The organism is Mesorhizobium sophorae (assembly GCF_002270415.1).
Lineage (GTDB): Bacteria > Pseudomonadota > Alphaproteobacteria > Rhizobiales > Rhizobiaceae > Mesorhizobium > Mesorhizobium sophorae.
On sequence record NZ_NNRI01000022.1, the window covers coordinates 792,521 to 809,889 of the forward strand.

The window sequence follows — 17,369 nt, forward strand, 5'->3', positions numbered from 1 at the left end:
CTCGATGCGGATCAGGGCCAGGCGATTGCACACTTTCGCGTTGGCCGGATTCCCCTTTGCCGCGTCCTCCTCTAAGGTGCCGGCGATTTGAGGGACACCCATATGAGCAGCGCATATCCGCAGATCCATCTGGTCCGCCATGGCGAGACGGCGTGGAGCCTTTCGGGGCAGCACACCGGCCGCACCGACATGCCCCTGACGCCGGCCGGCGAGGCTGCCGCGCGCGGCGTCGCCGAGCGGTTGAAAGGCCTGTCGTTTTCGGCCGTATGGTCGAGCCCGTCGCAGCGCGCCTACAACACCAGCGTGCTGGCAGGCTTCGGGGCAGAGAGCGTCAAGAACGACGATCTGCAGGAGTGGGACTACGGCGCCTATGAAGGGCTGACGACAAAGCAGATCCTGGCCGAGCGGCCGGGCTGGAACGTGTTTCGCGATGGTTGCCCGAAGGGCGAGACGGCGGCCGATGTCGCCGCGCGGGCCGATACGATCGTCGCCGCGCTGCGCAAGGCCAATGCCGACATTCTGGTGTTTTCCAGCGCGCATTTCCTGCGGGTGCTGGCGGCGCGCTGGATCGGCCTGCCGCCGGAAGGCGGCGCGCTGTTCGTGCTGGACACGGCAAGCATCAGCGTGCTCGGCTACGAGCACGATCTGACCGAGCCGGTCATTCGCAAGTGGAACCAGAAATAGTCTAGGCAACGCCCTGCTTGTCGAACTTCTTGATCGCCTCGGCGGTCACGGGCGTGAAGAAATTCACCAGATTGCCGTCCGGGTCGCGGAAGAGCAGCGAGCGGTTGCCCCAGGGCATGGTGGTCGGCTTCTGCACGGTTGCGTCCTTGATGGTGTCGGACAGCCTGGCGAATTCCGCATCGACATCGCCGACGCGGAATTCGATGATGGCGGTGTGGTTGTCGGCGGGGCGGGCGACGTCGCCGCCGAACAGCTGCAAGGTACGCGTGCTGCCGATCGCCAGCGTGCAGGCCGGTGTCGCCAGTTCGGCGAAGTCTTCGGTGTAGATCGTCACGGGCATGCCGGTGATCTCGCCGTAGAATCGCACGAGGCGCTGGACATCCGACGTGATGATGCGGACCGAGACGAAATTCATCGCATTTGCTCCCTGATTTGCTGGAGCCACGGTCGGGCTCGTGCGCAGATATAGACCAGCCCTCCTGACAGCTTCCCGTCAGGAGGCCGGCCAGACAGGCGGCAGGCCGAAGGGAGCAAAAAGGTCGGGGCCGAGCGGGCCGACATAGACCGTCAGCGAGGCGATCCCGCCGTCGGCCGGCTCGATGATATGCAGCGACTGGGCGCGCCATTCCGAATCCTGATGGCGCCGCGCATAGATCGCGACCGCGGGCTGGCCGTTCGCGCGGGTGGCGACCGGCTGGTAGCCGGCGAAATTGCCCCAGACAGTCTTGAAGAAACCATGGATCGCCTGGCGGCCCTGATACCAGTCCAGCCATGGCGGCATGTGATAGGTGGCGTCCTCGCGCAGCAGCTCGATGAAGCCGTCGAGGTTGGCGGACTGCCAGGCTTGCATGTAGCGCTCCAGCAGCAGGCCCTCTTCGCCGGTGGGCCGCGACCGCTGCAGCGGACGCCCCTGCGGATAGCGTGCCCCAAGCGTTGCGCGGGCCCGCTGCAGGGCGCTGTTGATCGAAGCGGCGGAGCCGCCCAGCAATTGCGCGCTCTCGAGCGCCGACCAGCCCAGCACGTCGCACAGCAAAAGGGCGGCGCGCTGCGTGGGCGGCAAGGACTGGATCGCGGCGACGAAGGCGAGTTGCACCGCTTCGCGGGTCTCGTAGCGCGCTTCCGGGCCCGGCTCGCCGTCGATAAGGTCCGGCAGCTCGGTGTCCGGGTAGGGCTCCAGCCAGGCGAGTTCGGCGGCGGGCCCGGCAGCGGCGCGCCCCTCGGACGGCGGCCTTCCGGGCTGCTCGACAATGCGATGCGCCGATGACCTCGCGTTGATGGCGTTGAGGCAACTGTTGGTGGCGATGGTGTAGAGCCAGCCGCGCAGCGAGCCGCGGCCATCGAATTGCGACCGGCCGCGCCAGGCTTTCAGGAACGTGTCCTGGACGAGGTCGTCGGCCTCGTGCAGCGTGCCCATCATCCGGTAGCAATGCAGCTTGAGTGCGCGGCGATGGGCCATTGTCAGGCGCTCGAAGGCCAGCCGGTCGAGGATCGGCTGGCCTTGCTCGCCCATTGGCTCAAGCGGGCCAGGAGCGTCTGTCATGTCGAGCCCATTGGGTTGAATTCGACTGGCATCCTGCGCGCCTCATGCCGCCGCCGCAAGTCCGCTGCCGCTGACGGTGAAGGAGACGCCTTGCAGCTTGCCACCGGCGAGCGTGACCACGGCGTGCCCGACATCGGCCGGTGTCTGCATGTCGGTCATGCTGGCGAGGAAATCCGCCGGGCTGATGCCGAGATAGGCCGAGACGCCGTCGATGCCGCGCTGGCCGACGCCGGTGTCCGGCATGATCCGCATCGGCACCAGCGCCATGAAGCGCAGGCCAAGGCCGAGCCGGTCGGCTTCCTTCTGGCAATGGGCGGCAAGGAACATCTGCATGCGCTTGGCGCCGGAATAGCCGCCGGAGTTCGGTGGGCCGCCGCTGAGCGCCGCGCCACTGGAGATCAGCACCACGCGGCTACCCGGCTTCAGCCGGCCCTGAAGTGCGGCCTTGCAAAACAGGAACGATGCCTTGACGTCCATGTCCCAGTTCGCGGAGAAGTCGTCCCAGCTTTGGTCCTGGACCGGCGCCGACGGGGCAAGGGCGCCGGCGCAGATCACTAGAACATCCGGCTCCAACGCGGCGAACACCGCATCGGGCGCGATCTCCTGCGTGGCGTCGACCGCCAATGTCTTCACCCTGGGTTTCTCCCAGGACAGCTGTTTCAGATCGGCTGCACCCCGGGCTACGGCGAGCACCGTCGCACCCTCGCTGAGTGTGGTTTCGACGATCGCGCGGCCGACGCCCCGGCTGCCTCCGACGATGACGACATTCTGACCTTGTAACGATGCCATGGATCACCTCGCTTCTTCCGGCCGCCGGACCATTCCAGCGCCTGTAGATCAGGACAGCGCGCGTGAGCGGAAATCATCGGTGGGGGGCAAGAATTTTTTGGAGGTGTCGCGGTTGAAGGGGCCTGCACCCGCCACTTACCCCGCCAGCAGCGCCAATTCCTCCGGCGTCAGGTGCCGCGCCGTGCCCTTGGCGAGTTCGCCGAGTTGCAGGCGGCCGATGGCGATGCGGATCAGCCGCAGCACTTCGATGTCATGCGCGGCGAGCAGGCGGCGGATGTGGCGGTTGCGGCCCTCGTCGAGCACGATCTCCAGCCAGGCGGTGCGGCCGCCGCTGCGCAGAAGCTCGATCGCGTTCGTGGTCAGGGTCTCGCCGTCGACGGTCACGCCGGCGCGCAATCTTTCCAGCATCGCCGCGTCGGGCACCGTGCCGATCTGCACGTGGTAGGTCTTGGGCAGATGTGAGGCCGGGTCCATCAGCCGGTTAGCAAACTGGGTGTCGTTGGTCATCAACAGCAAGCCTTCGCTCGCCTTGTCGAGCCGGCCGACCGGCGAGACGAAGGGCAGGTCGAGCCCGTCGAGGCAGGCATAGACGGTGTCGCGCTGTTGCGGGTCGTCGCGGGTGGTGACCAGACCGCGCGGCTTGTTGAGGATGAGATAGACCTTGCGCTCGGCAACCACGGGCCGGTCGTCGACGACGATGCGGTCGCGGTTGAGGTCGACGCGAAGGGCCGCATTGCGCACCACCTTGCCGCCGACGCGTACGCGCCCCTCGGCGATCAGCACCTCGGCCTGCGTGCGCGAGCACAGGCCGAGCTTCGACAAAGCGCGGTTGAGGCTGACGCCAGGCGGTTTGCCAGTGTGCGGCTTGCCAGCGCGAGCGTTGCCGGCAGGTGGCCTGCTGTTGGGCGGTGGTGGTCGTGCGGCCATGCTGCTGCGGATCGGTCCGTTGTGTCAGACAGATGCCACGGGCCACGACGGTTTCGCAAGCCGGATGCGGCGAGGCTCGCTCACATGCGGCGATGGCGGGCTGTCTCCTTCCACGAAGCTGTTCTTACCGGAGGAGGCTATTCCCGCCCGTTGAAGAACGCCGTCAGCACGGGCGCGTGCGCGGCGGGTTTCAGCATGTGGTTCTGGCCGGCCAGGGTCCGGTAGCGGGCATTGGGCAGCGCCTCGGCCAGCGCCTTGTTGCCACGCTGCATCCAGAGCGGGCTCTTGCCGCCATCGGTCACCAGGATCGGCACGTGCACCGAAGCCCAGCGGGCAGGGTCTAGCATCTTGCCGCGTTGATCGCCCTCGACGATGGCGCCGTCATAGGGCAATGTATGCGCCACCGCCTTGAGTTTGCGCCAGATCGGCGTCAGCCGCATGAAGACAATCAGCAGGCCGGGCATGCCGACCGATTTGAGGAAGGCGGTCACGGCGTCGCCACGCCGGTCTTCGGCGATCGCGGCCCGGATCGCTGCCCAGTCGCCTTGCGTGGTCTTGCGGCTGTCGTCAACGATCAGCGGCGCTTCGTAGAGCGCCAACTTGCCGATGCCAGGCAGGCGGCTTGCCGCCATCAGCGCCAGCATGGCGCCCGACGACATGCCCCAGACGAACGCCTCGCCGCCGGCTGCCTGGAGCACGGCCTCGATGTCGTCGACCTCGCGCTCGACCACGTAGGGCGCGGTGTCGCCGCTGTCGCCACGACCACGGCGGTCATAGCGGAACACGGTGAAGCTACCTTCAAGCGCCCTGGCGAGTGGAAGGCTCGGGCCCATGGTGCGGGAACAGAGCGCGCCGTCGACCAGGATGAGCGGATGGCCCTGGCCACGGCGCTCGCAGGCGATCGGCGTTCCATCCCGCGACAGGACTGCCTGCGTGGTCGGCTCGGCGTTTTCAGCCAGCATGGTTGCCTCCGATCAGTTGCTCGAGCCGGTCGAAGCTCTGAGTCCAGCCGCCGCGCATGCCGAGTGCCAGCAGGCGCTCGCGGTCGGCAGCGCTGGCCAGCGTCACCTCGAAATGGACGTGGGTTCGCTGCGCATCCGGCGTGAAAGTCACCGTATGGCGGCTTTGCCCCGGTGGCTTGCCGGCCCATTCGCGCAATTCGGGATCCGGCTCGTCGGAATAGACCAGTCGGCTGTTCCCCACGATTTCGAGATAGCTGCCCTGGTTGCGGTAGAGCGCGCCGCTCGAGGTGCGCATGTCGATGCGCCAGCGGCCGCCGACGCGCAGGTCGAGCACACAATGCGGGATGGTGCAGTCCTTGATGCCCCACCATTGCGCCACCAGCGCAGGATCGGTCCACAGCCGGAAGACACGCTCGACCGGGGCGTGGAAAGTCCGCTCGATGGCAAAGCTGCGGTCGTCCGCCGAGGCCATGGGCGCGCTCATTCCGGTTTGTCCGCGTCGCGCCGCAGCAAGTCCTCCATGCGGTCGAAACGGCCTTCCCAAAGCTTGCGGTAGCCGTCGAGCCAGCGGTCGATGTCGCGCAGCGGCTTGAGTTCGATGCGGCTCAGATGCTTCTGCGCCGACCGGCTGCGCGTGACGAGGCCTGCCTGCTCCAGCACGCCGACATGCTTGGAGATCGCCCGCACGGTCAGCGCGAAAGGTTGCGCCAGTTCGGCGACCGAGGCTTCGCCGTCGAGCAACCGGGCAAGGATGGCGCGGCGCGTCGGATCGGCCAGCGCGGCGAATGTGTCGTCGAGGGAGATTTGAGTTGCCATTATGGAACCATTTAGTTCTGGAACTAGTTGGTTCTATAAAGCAATCGGCGCGTCACGTCAACGGTGACCGCCTCACGCCGCTTGCAGAACCCACAGAAGGTGACCGTAACGGCGGAAGTAGCGTGCCACCAGGCGCTGCTGTCTGGCTCTGATGAGGTCGGGCAGGCGCCGCTCCTGGCGCCAGCGCGGCATGTTGCGCCAGAAGGCGATGAAGCGGGCGGCGTCCTCGATCGCTTCTTGCGCCGACAGCGCCGGACCGATCGCCGCCAGGAACAGCGCCTGCGAATGTTTCAGTGCATCGATGACGGCCTTGCGCCTGACATGATCCTGGCGGGCGCGCTCGATGCCGTTGCGGCGGATTGCGTCGAAAGCTTCGAGCAGAGCAGGGCTGTCGCCGGTGTAACCGCAGGCGCGGGCGAAATCGGCGGCAAGGGCGTCCATCGTCACTCCCGGATACGATGCGGCGGGCGGTTCGCGCCCCGACTCACATTTGTGAGTTTATATAAGCATAACTCAAATAAATGTAGAAGAAAAACTTTTGGGAATCTTTGAGATGGGCGACTCGACTCGCGGTCTAAAACACAGGATTATGCGAACAAATCAGGAACAAAAGACGAGGCAGAGGCGATGGCATTGCCAGGCAAGGAACCAGTAATCGCGCATGTCGCCTCGATATCGGTCGAGTGCGCCGATTGCGGCCGCAACAGATGGTGGCGGCCCGATCAGCTGAAGCGGTTCGGGGTGTCGGGGAATACGCCGCTGGCCGCCCTTTCAGGCCGCATCGTCTGCTCGGCCTGCCGCGCCGACGGGCTGCCGGGCGTGGCCATTTCGATCCAGGCGGCGTTCATCGACGAGCGCCAGCGCGTGCGCAGCGAAGCCCGGATGCTGAACGACCGCGAGGCGCCGCTCGAGGGAGCGAGGCGGGCGTGAGGAGAGGGCGCTGCGGGAGCCGCCACCCTAATACCCCAGCAGTTCCTTGAGCGGGATGACGCGCCAGACCTGTTTTATGGCGTAGCGGTTGAAGGTCAGCGTCTTCGGCGGATTGTACTGCTCGACCACCAGCTCGGCGGTGGTGCGCTTGACCAGCTTCTTGATGAAGGCTTTGCCGTTGCGCTCGTTCTCTTCGGGAAAGGTCTCGATCACGACATGGTCGCCGGGCACCGCCTCACGGCCGCCGCAGTAGATCATGTCGCCGGGTTCGTAGCGCGGCACCATGGAATCGGACAGCACGTGCAGCGCAAACACCTTGGGGAGGTTGCGGATGCCGGGCGGACGCTGGACATAGCCGGCCGGCTCGCCGTTCAAGGTGAAGTCGCCGTCATCGCCGCCGACGGCGGCGCCCAACACCGGGATATCCATCGGTCCGGCGGGCGGTGCGCCGGCATCGGTGACGATCTCCACGTCGGCGACCGGGCCGGCATCGTCGAGGAAGACAACCTCGCCCTTGCCCAACGCCACCGGGTCGACGCGCAGGAAGGCGGCGGTCTTCAACAGGTTCTCGGTCTTGGGCAGGTTTCGGCCGGTTTCCCAATTGCCGACGGCCGCGACATCGGTGTCGTTGTGCTCGGCAATGTGGCGCATGACCAGGCCGCGCTGCTTGCGCGCCTGGCGGATCGCGGCCCCGACCTTGATTGACAGTTGCGTTTTTGCCATGGCGCGCATGTGAGCGATGAAAGTGGCTCTCGTCTATGAAAGAATGGCTTGCATATATTTTTGAGTTATGCTTATATGCAGACATGCATAACCTGTCCAGATTCGATGGCGCCGTGGCGCCGGCCTCGCATGAGGCGCACCCGGCGGTCACCACCGCCAGCCATTCCCTTCCGCCCCGGCCGTCCTCCTCCCCGGCCGGAGCGAAGCCCGAGGCGCCTTGCCTGATTGCATCGGCCTCGGATCCGGTCCGCCCGTCACCGGCGACCGGAACGGCCGGAGCCGCCGCTCCCAGCGGCTCCGGCCCCCAATTCGATCGAGATGGCGCTGGCCAGGATTTTGCCGGTCCAGCTGACCGGTCATGCATCCGCACGCAGGATGGCACCGTCATCCTGTTCGATCCGCTGGCGGGCAGGGCGGTTTCGGCCTCCGACAGAAAAACGGCCGAGGCGCGGCTTTCGCGCCTCGCTGAACCGGCCAGGCGGCGAGCCCGCTCCCGGTGAGGCTGAACCGGCGCCAGCCGGCCCCCCGAACAGACAACCCTGACTGCGGTCCAGGCACCGGACCGAGACCGCTCACGCTTGCCCGACGGCGCACGGCCGAAGGCAGAATTTTGAATGGAGCCTTGAGATGGCAAGCTATACCGACGCCGAATTGCAAGTGATCGCCGGCTGGCTGAAGGACGGGCTTTCCGCCTCGAAGATCGCGGCGGCTTTCACTGTGCTGCGTGGCAGTCCGGTGTCACGCAACGCCATCATCGGCATCGTGCACCGCAACACCACGCTGGGCGCGATCGGCTTGGCCTATGGCAAGCGGCCGCCAGCCGGCAAACGCAAGGCGAGCAAGCGGGCGAACGGAACGGGCGGGGCCATCGCCAAGGTGTCCGACACGATCGACGTCGCGCTTGCCACCCGCATCGCCGGCACGCCGGTCCGGCCGAAGCGCTTGCCGCAACCCCTGTCGGTGCGCGAAGTGGGCGTGCTGGTCGCCGATGGCGAAGCCTATCGCCTGGAGATGCCGGTGCCGCCTCGTGCGGCCCTCGGCCGCCAGCCGCATGGCGTGGCGATGCGTTTCATCGACTGCCTGTTCGGCCGCTGCCGCGCGCCGCTGGATCTGACGCTGGAAGAAGATCCTGAAAACGATGCGCCGGGCAGCCGGCCTGGCGCCGACATGCTGTGCTGCGGCATGCGCACCAAGGCGTTGAAAAGCTATTGCCCCTACCACCAGGCCCGCTTTCGCCGCCGCGTTTTTGAGGCGCAGGCGGCTGAGTATTCCTTCCCCCCGTTTACGGGGAGAAGGTGCCGGCAGGCGGATGAGGGGCGGCGCTGAGGTGGCGGGATTGAAAACAGATATGATCTTCAAGCATCCGACCGAAGCGCTGGCGCCGCCCCTCATTGCCCTGGCGGGCATTTCTCCCCGTGAACGGGGAGAAAGAAACCTCGTCGCCCTATTTCGGTATCTGCCGGCCTTGCTTGGGCATGCGGCTTTGCACTGTCCTGGTCTCGAGCGTCATGGCCGGTCCGCCTTCGGCCTCCAGTATGTCGGCCACCCTGGCAAAGCCGGTGAACACTTTCATGGCGTCGGATTCGGAAATCTGCGCTGCAATGGCAGCGCTGCAGGCGTTGAGGGCGCTGCGGTAGACATGGCCGCGCCGCTCGAGCGGCCAGCGCTGCAGGAAGTCGGCGGCGTCGTTGACGCAGTCGATCTCTTCGACCTGTCCGTCGATCCGCACCTTGAGCGGCACTCCGGTCTTCATCGTACCCACGGCGTTCACCTTCACTCTGCGCGGGGCTGGAAACCCCGCTCTTATCAACGCGCCACGCTGGCTGGCGGTTGCATCACATTTTCAGCCCGGCCCTGCCCACCAACCTCACAACCCTCACTGGACCACGGCGTCCAGCCAGGCATGGGCGCGGCTTCTTGGCCTGGCCACCAATATATTCTGTTGGCCAGCCGCCCTGGTGAGGGCGTCGAAGGCGATGCGCTGGCTGCAAGTGCCGTCTACCGCCAAGGCGACGAGCCTGGCCGCCTCGACATAGCCTGGTGCTGTCTTGTCTGGCCATTGCTGCCTGAGCGCGTCGGCGGCCTCGGCCACCGAGCCGACCAACATGGTTCTGCTGTCGCAAAAGCGCAGCGTAACCGGCATGAAAGCTGTCATACGCAAACCTCCCGTTGGTATGGACGCGACATAACGTCGAAAGTTCGCGCTGGTTCCATTAGTCCGGACGCGGATATGACCGCAGTCTCGGCAAGGCGTGTGTCCTCCAGCGCGCTCTGCATTGAGCTGCGCTATCCGCGAGCTGCTCGCCAGAAGGCAGAAGGTACGTTGGTGCCGCCGGTGAAGAGGTGACGCTCTCTGATCGACAGATCGGCGGGACAGCGCCCCCCTCTGGCCTGCCGGCCATCTCCCCCACAAGGAGGGAGATCGGCAGCGTTGCCCGCACCGCCTTTCCTGCAGCGTTGGCGATTGGCGAAAGCAGCGGCAACATCCAATCTCCCCACTCGTGGGGGAGATGCTCGGCAGGGCAGAGGGGGCGCGAAGGATCACCAGCCTCCTAATCCCAACACCCCAACCAGGAGTCTCCCGTGAGCAAGAGAACCAGAGCCGCAAGACCGCAGGCGCCAAAACTGCCGAAGGGCGAGGCCGAGCAGGTGCGCATCCGCCGCGAGATCGGCCATGATTTCGCGCTTAAGGATGATGGCTTCGGCCGCACACGGCTGGCCGCCGGCACCCTGGAGGCAACCCGCGTCTACGAGGTGTCGAATGACGGCTTCACCTCCACCGGCGGCATCGTGCGGGTGCGCAATGTGGATCCGCTGCTGGGCATCACCTCGCTGTCGCGTCAGCAGCGCGAGGCCGGCTTGCGCTACCGCGAGGATTTCCGCTGCAGCCAGCAGGCGAGCGTGAAGCCGATGCGCTGGAGCGAGCGCGTCGACGGCGGTCGGCACGGCGGCGGCATCGCCGACAGCGTGCTCGACGCTGGCCGCGCCCACGCCACCGCGAGCAGGGCGCTATGCCATTGGGAGGTGGCTGACATAGTGCAGAAAGTCTGCTGCGCAGGCGGCTCGATCAAGAGCCTGGCCGAGCAGACCGGCGAGGGGCGGGATGTAGTGACGAAGCTCTTGAAGGTCGGACTGGACCTGCTGGCGGTGCACTATGGGATGATGGTGGGGAGAAGGGTCGGGTGACAGGCGACCCGACCGGCAATGCCGGCCGGATCAGTCTTCCCAGTTCAGGTCATCCGCAGACGCGGATTTCCCATCTGCCTCGCCAAAAACTCCACGAATAGCCTTGCCCGCACCGGCAGCTGCCGGCCGAAGGCATGTACGATGTGGACCGGCATGGTTGGCATCGGCACATCTGGCAGGACGCGCATGAGTCGGGCGGTGTCGATGTCGTCTTGCACGGCGACTTGCAGGAGGTGGGCGATGCCGGCGCCGGAAAGTGCCGCGTTGCGGATGGCGCCGCCGTCGTCGGTGTCGAAGCGGCCGTCGGGCACGATTTCGGTACCGTCGGCGAAAGTGATGGCCCGAGGGCGGCCGGCCGAGACATAGCGGACGAAATCGTGGTGTCGCAGATCGGCGATCGAGGCTGGCAAGCCTCGACGCTGGAGATAGGCGGCGGCGGCCACGAGCACGATCGGCAGGCTGGCGATGCGCCGCGCGGTGAGCCCGGCATCGGCCAGCGTGCCCATGCGCACTGCCACGTCATAGCTCTCGCGGATCAGGTCGGCGTGGCGGTCTGTGACGCTGAGTTCCAGCTTCACTTCCGGCTGCTCGGCCAGGAACAATTGCACCCATGAGGCGATGAGGCCGCGGCCGAGTTCGACCGGGGCGGTGACGCGCAGCAGGCCGCGCGCCGTACCGGTGCTCTGCACGATGTCCTGCGCATCGTCGAGCGCCCGCAGCAGCGGCGCCACCCGCTCGTAATAAGCAATGCCTTCGCTGGTCAGCCCCAGCCGGCGCGTCGAGCGTTGGATGAGTTTTGCGCCGAGCCGCCGCTCCAGCTTCGCCACGCTCTTCGACACGGCCGACGGGCTGGAGCCAATCAGCCGGCTGGCGGCCTGGAACGAGCCGGCATCCACCGTGCGCACGAAAGCGACGAGGCCGGCGGTCTTTTCGAGGATGGTGGTCATGGAGACGTCATCGCATGTCGAGAAGGGGCTGATTGCGGAATTCCAGGCAAGAAAGAATGGCGTACTGACAATCTAATACGCTTTTTCGGCGTGCTTAAATACCGCTCATCGTCAGCATCACAAGGAGAGAATGGATGAGCAGTCTGAACGGCAAGGTCGCCATCGTCACCGGCGCATCGAAGGGTATAGGAGCAGCCATCGCCAAGGGATTGGCGGCGGCGGGCGCGGCTGTCGTGGTCAACTATGCCTCATCGCGGGAAGGCGCCGAGCGCGTCGTCGCCGCCATCGCGGACGCCGGCGGCCGGGCGGTCGCGGTGAAGGGCGATGTTGCGCAAGCGGCTGACGTGCGCGGCCTGTTCGAAGCGGCAAAGTCCTCGTTCGGCGGCATCGACATCCTGGTCAACAATGCCGGCGTGTTCCAGTTCGAGCCGCTGGAGGCGGTGACAGAGGCCGAGTTCCACCGCGAATTCGGCACTAATGTGCTGGGCGTCGTGCTCGCCATCCAGGAAGCGGTGAAGCATTTCGGGCCGGCCGGCGGCAGCATCATCAACATCAGCTCGGTCGCCAGTTCCAATCCGCAGCCCAACTCGCTGGTCTATGCCGCCACCAAGGCGGCGGTGGATTCGATCACGCTGTCGATGTCGCGTGAGCTTGGCGCCCGCCACATCCGCGTCAACGCGATTGCGCCGGGCGGCGTCGACACCGAAGGGCTGCAGCGTGTCGGCATCGTCGGCAGCGAACACGAGGAGGCGCTGGTGGCGGTCACCCCGCTCGGCCGCTTTGGCCAGCCCGACGACATTGCGCGGGTGGCGGTGTTTCTGGCGTCCGACGAGGCGGGTTGGGTGACTGGAGAGCGGATTACGGCGTCGGGTGGGTGGCGATAGGAGGGCGGGCGCTGGTTTTCAAAACAACGCCTTCTCCAGCGGCCGCTCCAGCGTCTCGGCGAAGGCGGTGGCGAGGTGGTGGCGGTCGCGGAAGACCAGCTTGCCGCCGATGAAGACGTGGCAGGCGGTGCGGCCGCAGAAGCGGTCGGTGAGGTCGACATAGAGCGTGTCGGGCACGCTGGCCACGACGGCGCGCTCGGCGGCGGCCGCGCCGTCATTGGCGGCCTCGCTCCTCGGCGTGTCGCAGTGCGGCGACGGCGCCTCGCGCCACCACAGCGCGCGCGCCACGCAGGAATCGGCGAAGCTGGCGTTGATCGGCGTGTCGCGGATCACCGCGGCCTCGACGCCGGCCCGGCTGAACGCCTGCAAGGTCGAGCGCAGGCCGGCCTGCCAGCGCGCGGTCTCGGCGGTGCGGCTGGCGGCGGGCATGTCACGCGTCAGATTGCCAATGGAGAATTCCGAGATCACCACCAGGCGCGGCTTGCGGGCGATGATGTCCGATATCGCCTGCTCGCGCCAGGCGTCGCATTCGGTGTAGTCGCGTTTCAGCACGGTGTTGAAGGTCGAGAGCCGCGAGGCGCGGCACGATGATTTGAGATATGTGACCACCCTGGTGTCGTTGCGCCTGGCCGCCTCGATCAGCGGCGTCGACCAATGGTCGGCATGCGAATCGCCGAACAGCACGATGGTGTGGGCGGCATCCGTGGCGCCGAACGTGCAGGGTTTGGGCGTCACCGTGTGGAAGTCGAGCAGGCAGCTCTTGTCGACGGCGCGCGCGATGGAGGGTTGTTCGGCCGCCTGCTCGATGCCTCGCTGGTCGGGGTCGATGTTGCGCTGGGCCAGATGCGCATTGGCATAGGCCATCGCCACGCCGGCGCCGGTCAGCGCCAGCGCCGGAGCCAGCGCAATTGCAGGAAAAGTGAGACGCGGTCTTGCGTCCGGAATCGCGCTGAAATAAGGAGCCCTGGCGTCCGCCGTCAGCCAGCCGGCGCGTCGTCCGGGGTTCTCGATCAGGCGATAGGTGAACACCGACAGCGTCAAGGCCAGCGCGCCGCAACCGAGGCGCTGCGGCGCGCTGAGATCCGGCACCAGCATCTGGGCATAGACGATCACCGGCCAGTGCCAGAGATAGAGCGAATAGGAGAGCGCGCCGATCCATTGCAGGGGCGGCAGCGACAGAGCGGCGACCGGGCCAAATGCCTGCCAGTTGGTCCGCCCGTTGGCCCACATGGCGGCCTGCTCCTCGCCAGCCCCGCTCAACAGCACCAGCACCGTGCCGGCAACCGGCAGCAGCGCCAGGTAGCCGGGAAAGGGCAGGTCTTCGCTCAGCCACAGATAGGCCGCCGCGATCAGCGCCAGGCCGAGCCAGCCGAGTGCAGCGCGCAGCCACGGACGATGCAGCAGGAACGTCACTGGGACCAGCGTCGCCAGGCCGCCGGCGGCGAACTCCCAGGCACGCAGCGGCGAGAAATAGAAAGCCCATGCCGGTGCGGTGCTGGTCAGCCAGGCGCAGGCGACGAAGGAGGCGAGGCCGGCGACGCCGATCACGGCCACGGCCGTTCGCCGGCCGGGACGCAGCCAGGCCGCCAGCAGAAGCAGCGCCGGCCAGGCCAGGTAGAACTGCTCCTCCACGGACAGCGACCAGAAGTGGATGAAGGGATTGCTGGTGGCATCAGTGGCGAAATAGTCGAACGACCAGCGCAACAGCCACAGATTGATGGCGTAGGCGGAGGCGAACATGGCGCCGCGCGAATAGAGCGCCTGCTCCTGCGGCGACAGGATGAAATAGCCGGCCGCAAGCGTCGCCAGGATGACGAACAGTGCCGCCGGCAAAAGGCGCCGCGCGCGCCTGGCATAGAAGCGCCAGAGGTCGAGCCTGCCGGTGTCGCCGATCTCCTGCATGAGGTGGGTGGTGATCAGCCAGCCGGAGATGACGAAGAATATGTCGACGCCGGCAAAGCCGCCGGGCAGGCCGGCGAGGCCGAAATGATAGGCGACGACGCCGCCGACGGCGAGCGCGCGCAATCCCTGTATGTCCGGCCGGAACGATGCTGCCAAGACGGCTCCTTCGTGCAAGCCCACCTCTTGGCCCACCGCCTGTCCCAGCCCGTCGCAAGTGTCGGCCGGGCGGGTTGACATCGCAATGCAACAAATCTTTCGCAGTGCAACATGGCAAGAAAAGGGAGGTCCTCTCCCACCGGCCGCGCCGCGCCGTCAGCCGCTCCGGATCTGGTGCATCAGGCCTCGCGCGCGAGGCTGGCCACCAGATGATCGACGTCGGGGTCATCGAGCCTGACGATGTGAGCCATCCTTATCGCCTGTTTCAGGCTGATCCTGGTGACGTCCCGCCGCATGATGACCGACACGAAGGTTGGCCCTGATCCAGTTAGGACGATGGCCCTGCCGACCAGGACCGGCTCCGAGATGGGGGCCCATTGCACGGCTATGATCGACGGCTCGCCGGTCGGGCGGCTGTTGATGCCGCTGAAATAGATCCAGTTCAGGCGCGAGATCACCACGCCGTAGTGGTTGCCGGGCGCCCGTGCTCCGCCCTGGTCGTCGCCTGGGCCCCACCGCGTCACGCGCCTGAAGGTAACCAGCTCGGTCTCACGCTGCACGAAGGTGATCGAGCGCATCAGAAGGGCGGGGCGGCCGGGGACCGAAAAATAGGTGAAATAGGTGCCACCGGCGATGGCCGGCGAGGGGGGATGCACCATGGTCTCATACAGTCTCTGGCGCAGCGATGCGTGGCTGTCGCTGGCCGCCATGGCAGCGGGCTCGCGATACAGCTCGTTCTCGTCGATCTTGAAGAAGCTGCAGATCAGCCTGGCGGTGGCTTTGTTCGGAATGGCCTGGCCTTGCAGATAGCGCTCGAACTGGGTGCGGTTGATGCCAAGCTCACGGCACACCGCACTCACGGAAGCGTGGCGTTGGACCAGCCGCCTGAGATTGGCGGCGAGATTCTCGCGAATTGGCACGACATCGCCCCCGCGACGTACGGATGCTTATTCAAGCGATAACTTATATTTTGCCAAACTCGCATGCGGCGACGGTTTCGCGAAGAGGGACTTTGGGCCAATAGCGCGGCCGGTCCGGTGACACGAAGACAGTACGGTTTTGACAGTTTGGCTATGCAAGCCAGCCAAATGGGCGTAATCCAGTGCCAAGAGCGACCTGGATCGGCCACTCGACATCCTGTGATGGAGGGCGGTTTGGATCACACCGGCCTGGTCGAGCTTCTGGACTATACGCAAGCGCAATTGAGCAAGATACGCCAGGCGGTGGCCGCGAGCGATCACGCCGGCGCCATGTTCACCATCGATTGCCTTATCGGGGCGGCGGCCGAACAGACGAAATGCAAGCTCGCAAGCCTGGAGCATGCCGGATTGCCAATTGGCAGAGATGAACCGGTTGGCCGGAACAGGGCGGCGGATGACTATGAAGTCGGTGCGACACGGCCCGGCAAAGTGACATCATCGGGCAAGCCGGCGGCGCGGCGCCCTTGATCAGTCGGCATCGATCTCGCCGACCAGCCTGATATATTCGGCCTCGGCTTCGCCGTAACTGCCATTGGCGAGTTCTTCCAATCCGGCGCGGTCGCGGATGACGATTTCGCCGCGCCGCGAACGGATCAGCGCGCGGCCTTCCAGCAACTGGAGGGCAACGGTGACGCCTGGCCGTCGAACGCCAAGCATGATGGCCAGGAATTCGTGCGTGATGGCCAGGGTTTCGCCAGGCACCCGGTCGTCGCACATGAGCAGCCACCGCGCCAGCCGCTCCTCGAGCTTCAGCCTTGCGTTGACGAGCGCGGTGCAACCGGCCTGCGTCTGTAGCGCGTTGACGAAGCGCAGCAGGAACATCCGCAAGGTCGCACTTGCCGCAAGGGCTGCATTGAAAGGGCCGGCTTCGATGCGGATGGCTTCGCCCTCGAGCTGCACATAGCAGGCATGCACCGCACGGTCGTCGCCCATCACCAGCGAAGATCCCGTCATGCCTTCGAAGCCGATGAAGCCCACTTCGGCCTCGTGGCCGCTGGTCGTGCTGGCGACCACCGAACCGATGCCCCGTTCGATGAAGTAGACGGCTTCGATCGGAATATTGGGGCTCACCAGTATCTGGCGCAAAGGCAGGTCGCAGCGCTGCATATGGGGCTCGAGCAGCGCCAGGTCATCCACCGGCATGCGCCGCAATAGTTGGTTTCGATATTGATGGTTTTTGCCCCGATCAGTCATGGCACGGCCCAATGCAGGGCAAGAGCCATCCGATCTCCCAGCCGTCCGCGCCCCGTATCAACGTGCCGACGATCGCCCGTATATAGGGAGTTTGAAGGAAAAAACCCAGGAATGCGGTATGAAATTCGATGCACGGCGACCCCCACCAATGTTCGCATACGCAAAGTTCGACCTGAACGTTAGTGTCGGAAACGTACCAAACACGTCTTGGTACAAAACCGACATATCCCTTGAGAATGCCGGATCACGGCGACGGTCGATAAAATCTGCCGGCTAACGACAAGAGCGCCATGTCACGTCTGGTCATCCGTTCGAGGCGTGGCTGATGACTCGCGTCTTTATTCGGCAGGCGGGAAAGTGTACGATTTTTACGGTTGGCGGCGCGGACACCGTCAGGCAAGTGGCCGCTGCTCCAAGAGAGAGAGCTTCTCATGTCGAGCCTCAACAAGCGCCATCCCGGCTTCTATCCTTCCGATCTGAAACTGTGCCAACGCGTCTTCGATCAGGTCTGCTCCGAACGCAAACTTGACCCGAGGTCATCGGAGCCGGACGTGCAGCGGCTCGCAGCCACGGTGTTCTCGCTGTTCGAGAATGGCTGCAGCAATGAAACCGAGTTGCTTGAGAGTTTCAGGCGGACCCGCCAGTGACCGAAGTCCGGGTCATGTCCTCGGACACCAGGGTGGCATCGAATTGCGAGGCCAGCACAAGCATCGGCCCGGGATTGATCGAGTTCCGGATCGAATGGCGCG

22 protein-coding genes are annotated in these 17,369 nt (G+C 65.7%); 7 read left to right on the forward strand and 15 right to left on the reverse strand.

Annotation, left to right across the window (positions count from 1 at the left end):
- Positions 1–102: 102 nt before the first annotated feature.
- Positions 103–684, forward strand: a complete 582-nt coding sequence (locus CGZ66_RS34945) for a histidine phosphatase family protein (protein WP_095091178.1) — start codon at positions 103–105, stop codon at positions 682–684.
- A gap of 1 nt (position 685) precedes the next feature.
- Here CGZ66_RS34945 and CGZ66_RS34950 read toward each other — a convergent pair whose 3' ends face one another.
- The 8 genes from CGZ66_RS34950 to CGZ66_RS34985 form a co-directional block, all read right to left on the reverse strand.
- Complete coding sequence (locus tag CGZ66_RS34950; RefSeq protein ID WP_095091179.1) at positions 686–1,099, reverse strand: VOC family protein; 414 nt, start codon at positions 1,097–1,099, stop codon at positions 686–688.
- 78 nt (positions 1,100–1,177) lie between these two features.
- Positions 1,178–2,224, reverse strand: coding sequence for an RNA polymerase subunit sigma-70 (locus tag CGZ66_RS34955; RefSeq protein WP_095091180.1), 1,047 nt, complete (start codon positions 2,222–2,224; stop codon positions 1,178–1,180).
- Between the two features lie 42 nt (positions 2,225–2,266).
- Positions 2,267–3,013 (reverse strand): SDR family NAD(P)-dependent oxidoreductase, encoded by a 747-nt coding sequence (locus tag CGZ66_RS34960; RefSeq protein WP_095091181.1) that lies wholly within the window; start codon positions 3,011–3,013, stop codon positions 2,267–2,269.
- Positions 3,014–3,148: 135 nt separating this feature from the next.
- Positions 3,149–3,940 carry a pseudouridine synthase gene (locus CGZ66_RS34965; protein ID WP_095091182.1) on the reverse strand — a complete coding sequence of 264 codons (792 nt, stop codon included), beginning with the start codon at positions 3,938–3,940 and terminating at the stop codon, positions 3,149–3,151.
- A gap of 137 nt (positions 3,941–4,077) precedes the next feature.
- Entirely contained in the window at positions 4,078–4,902 is an 825-nt protein-coding gene (locus CGZ66_RS34970) for an alpha/beta fold hydrolase (RefSeq protein ID WP_095091183.1), read from the reverse strand.
- Positions 4,892–5,386, reverse strand: coding sequence for an SRPBCC family protein (locus CGZ66_RS34975; RefSeq protein WP_095091184.1), 495 nt, complete (start codon positions 5,384–5,386; stop codon positions 4,892–4,894). The genes CGZ66_RS34970 and CGZ66_RS34975 overlap by 11 nt, the downstream gene beginning before the upstream one ends.
- The gene (locus tag CGZ66_RS34980) at positions 5,383–5,718 is read right to left on the reverse strand and encodes an ArsR/SmtB family transcription factor (RefSeq protein ID WP_095091185.1); all 336 of its coding nucleotides are present in this window, start codon (positions 5,716–5,718) and stop codon (positions 5,383–5,385) included. Before CGZ66_RS34980 ends, CGZ66_RS34975 begins: the two co-directional genes overlap by 4 nt.
- Before the next feature lie 72 nt (positions 5,719–5,790).
- The gene (locus CGZ66_RS34985) at positions 5,791–6,159 is read right to left on the reverse strand and encodes a hypothetical protein (protein WP_095091186.1); all 369 of its coding nucleotides are present in this window, start codon (positions 6,157–6,159) and stop codon (positions 5,791–5,793) included.
- A gap of 186 nt (positions 6,160–6,345) precedes the next feature.
- On the opposite strand from CGZ66_RS34985, the gene CGZ66_RS34990 reads away from it, so the two are divergent.
- Entirely contained in the window at positions 6,346–6,648 is a 303-nt protein-coding gene (locus CGZ66_RS34990) for a hypothetical protein (protein ID WP_095091187.1), read from the forward strand.
- Between the two features lie 27 nt (positions 6,649–6,675).
- Here the strand turns inward: CGZ66_RS34990 and CGZ66_RS34995 are convergent, their stop codons facing one another.
- Positions 6,676–7,380 (reverse strand): XRE family transcriptional regulator, encoded by a 705-nt coding sequence (locus CGZ66_RS34995; protein WP_095091188.1) that lies wholly within the window; start codon positions 7,378–7,380, stop codon positions 6,676–6,678.
- Positions 7,381–7,998: 618 nt separating this feature from the next.
- On the opposite strand from CGZ66_RS34995, the gene CGZ66_RS35005 reads away from it, so the two are divergent.
- Positions 7,999–8,697 carry a GcrA cell cycle regulator gene (locus CGZ66_RS35005; RefSeq protein WP_245331355.1) on the forward strand — a complete coding sequence of 233 codons (699 nt, stop codon included), beginning with the start codon at positions 7,999–8,001 and terminating at the stop codon, positions 8,695–8,697.
- 118 nt (positions 8,698–8,815) lie between these two features.
- Here CGZ66_RS35005 and CGZ66_RS35010 read toward each other — a convergent pair whose 3' ends face one another.
- Positions 8,816–9,124 carry a DUF982 domain-containing protein gene (locus CGZ66_RS35010; protein WP_095091750.1) on the reverse strand — a complete coding sequence of 103 codons (309 nt, stop codon included), beginning with the start codon at positions 9,122–9,124 and terminating at the stop codon, positions 8,816–8,818.
- A gap of 123 nt (positions 9,125–9,247) precedes the next feature.
- Positions 9,248–9,526, reverse strand: a complete 279-nt coding sequence (locus CGZ66_RS35015; protein WP_095091190.1) for a DUF982 domain-containing protein — start codon at positions 9,524–9,526, stop codon at positions 9,248–9,250.
- A 428-nt stretch (positions 9,527–9,954) separates the two neighbouring features.
- Here CGZ66_RS35015 and CGZ66_RS35020 point away from each other — a divergent pair, with 428 nt between their 5' ends.
- A complete protein-coding gene (locus CGZ66_RS35020) occupies positions 9,955–10,557 on the forward strand; it encodes a DUF6456 domain-containing protein (RefSeq protein WP_095091191.1) in 603 nt (200 codons plus the stop codon).
- A 44-nt stretch (positions 10,558–10,601) separates the two neighbouring features.
- On the opposite strand, the gene CGZ66_RS35025 is transcribed toward CGZ66_RS35020, so the two are convergent.
- Positions 10,602–11,504, reverse strand: a complete 903-nt coding sequence (locus CGZ66_RS35025; protein ID WP_095091192.1) for a LysR family transcriptional regulator — start codon at positions 11,502–11,504, stop codon at positions 10,602–10,604.
- Positions 11,505–11,638: 134 nt separating this feature from the next.
- On the opposite strand from CGZ66_RS35025, the gene CGZ66_RS35030 reads away from it, so the two are divergent.
- A complete protein-coding gene (locus tag CGZ66_RS35030; RefSeq protein ID WP_095091193.1) occupies positions 11,639–12,388 on the forward strand; it encodes an SDR family NAD(P)-dependent oxidoreductase in 750 nt (249 codons plus the stop codon).
- Positions 12,389–12,406: 18 nt separating this feature from the next.
- Here the strand turns inward: CGZ66_RS35030 and CGZ66_RS35035 are convergent, their stop codons facing one another.
- Both CGZ66_RS35035 and CGZ66_RS35040 read right to left on the reverse strand, forming a co-directional pair.
- Entirely contained in the window at positions 12,407–14,446 is a 2,040-nt protein-coding gene (locus CGZ66_RS35035; protein WP_095091751.1) for an acyltransferase family protein, read from the reverse strand.
- Between the two features lie 179 nt (positions 14,447–14,625).
- Complete coding sequence (locus tag CGZ66_RS35040) at positions 14,626–15,366, reverse strand: helix-turn-helix transcriptional regulator (protein WP_095091194.1); 741 nt, start codon at positions 15,364–15,366, stop codon at positions 14,626–14,628.
- A 234-nt stretch (positions 15,367–15,600) separates the two neighbouring features.
- Between CGZ66_RS35040 and CGZ66_RS35045 the strand changes: the two genes are divergently transcribed.
- Positions 15,601–15,894 carry a hypothetical protein gene (locus CGZ66_RS35045; protein WP_095091752.1) on the forward strand — a complete coding sequence of 98 codons (294 nt, stop codon included), beginning with the start codon at positions 15,601–15,603 and terminating at the stop codon, positions 15,892–15,894.
- On the opposite strand, the gene CGZ66_RS35050 is transcribed toward CGZ66_RS35045, so the two are convergent.
- Entirely contained in the window at positions 15,895–16,569 is a 675-nt protein-coding gene (locus tag CGZ66_RS35050) for a Crp/Fnr family transcriptional regulator (protein ID WP_425352335.1), read from the reverse strand.
- 482 nt (positions 16,570–17,051) lie between these two features.
- Here CGZ66_RS35050 and CGZ66_RS35055 point away from each other — a divergent pair, with 482 nt between their 5' ends.
- Positions 17,052–17,267 carry a hypothetical protein gene (locus CGZ66_RS35055; protein WP_095091196.1) on the forward strand — a complete coding sequence of 72 codons (216 nt, stop codon included), beginning with the start codon at positions 17,052–17,054 and terminating at the stop codon, positions 17,265–17,267.
- Positions 17,268–17,369 lie beyond the last annotated feature (102 nt).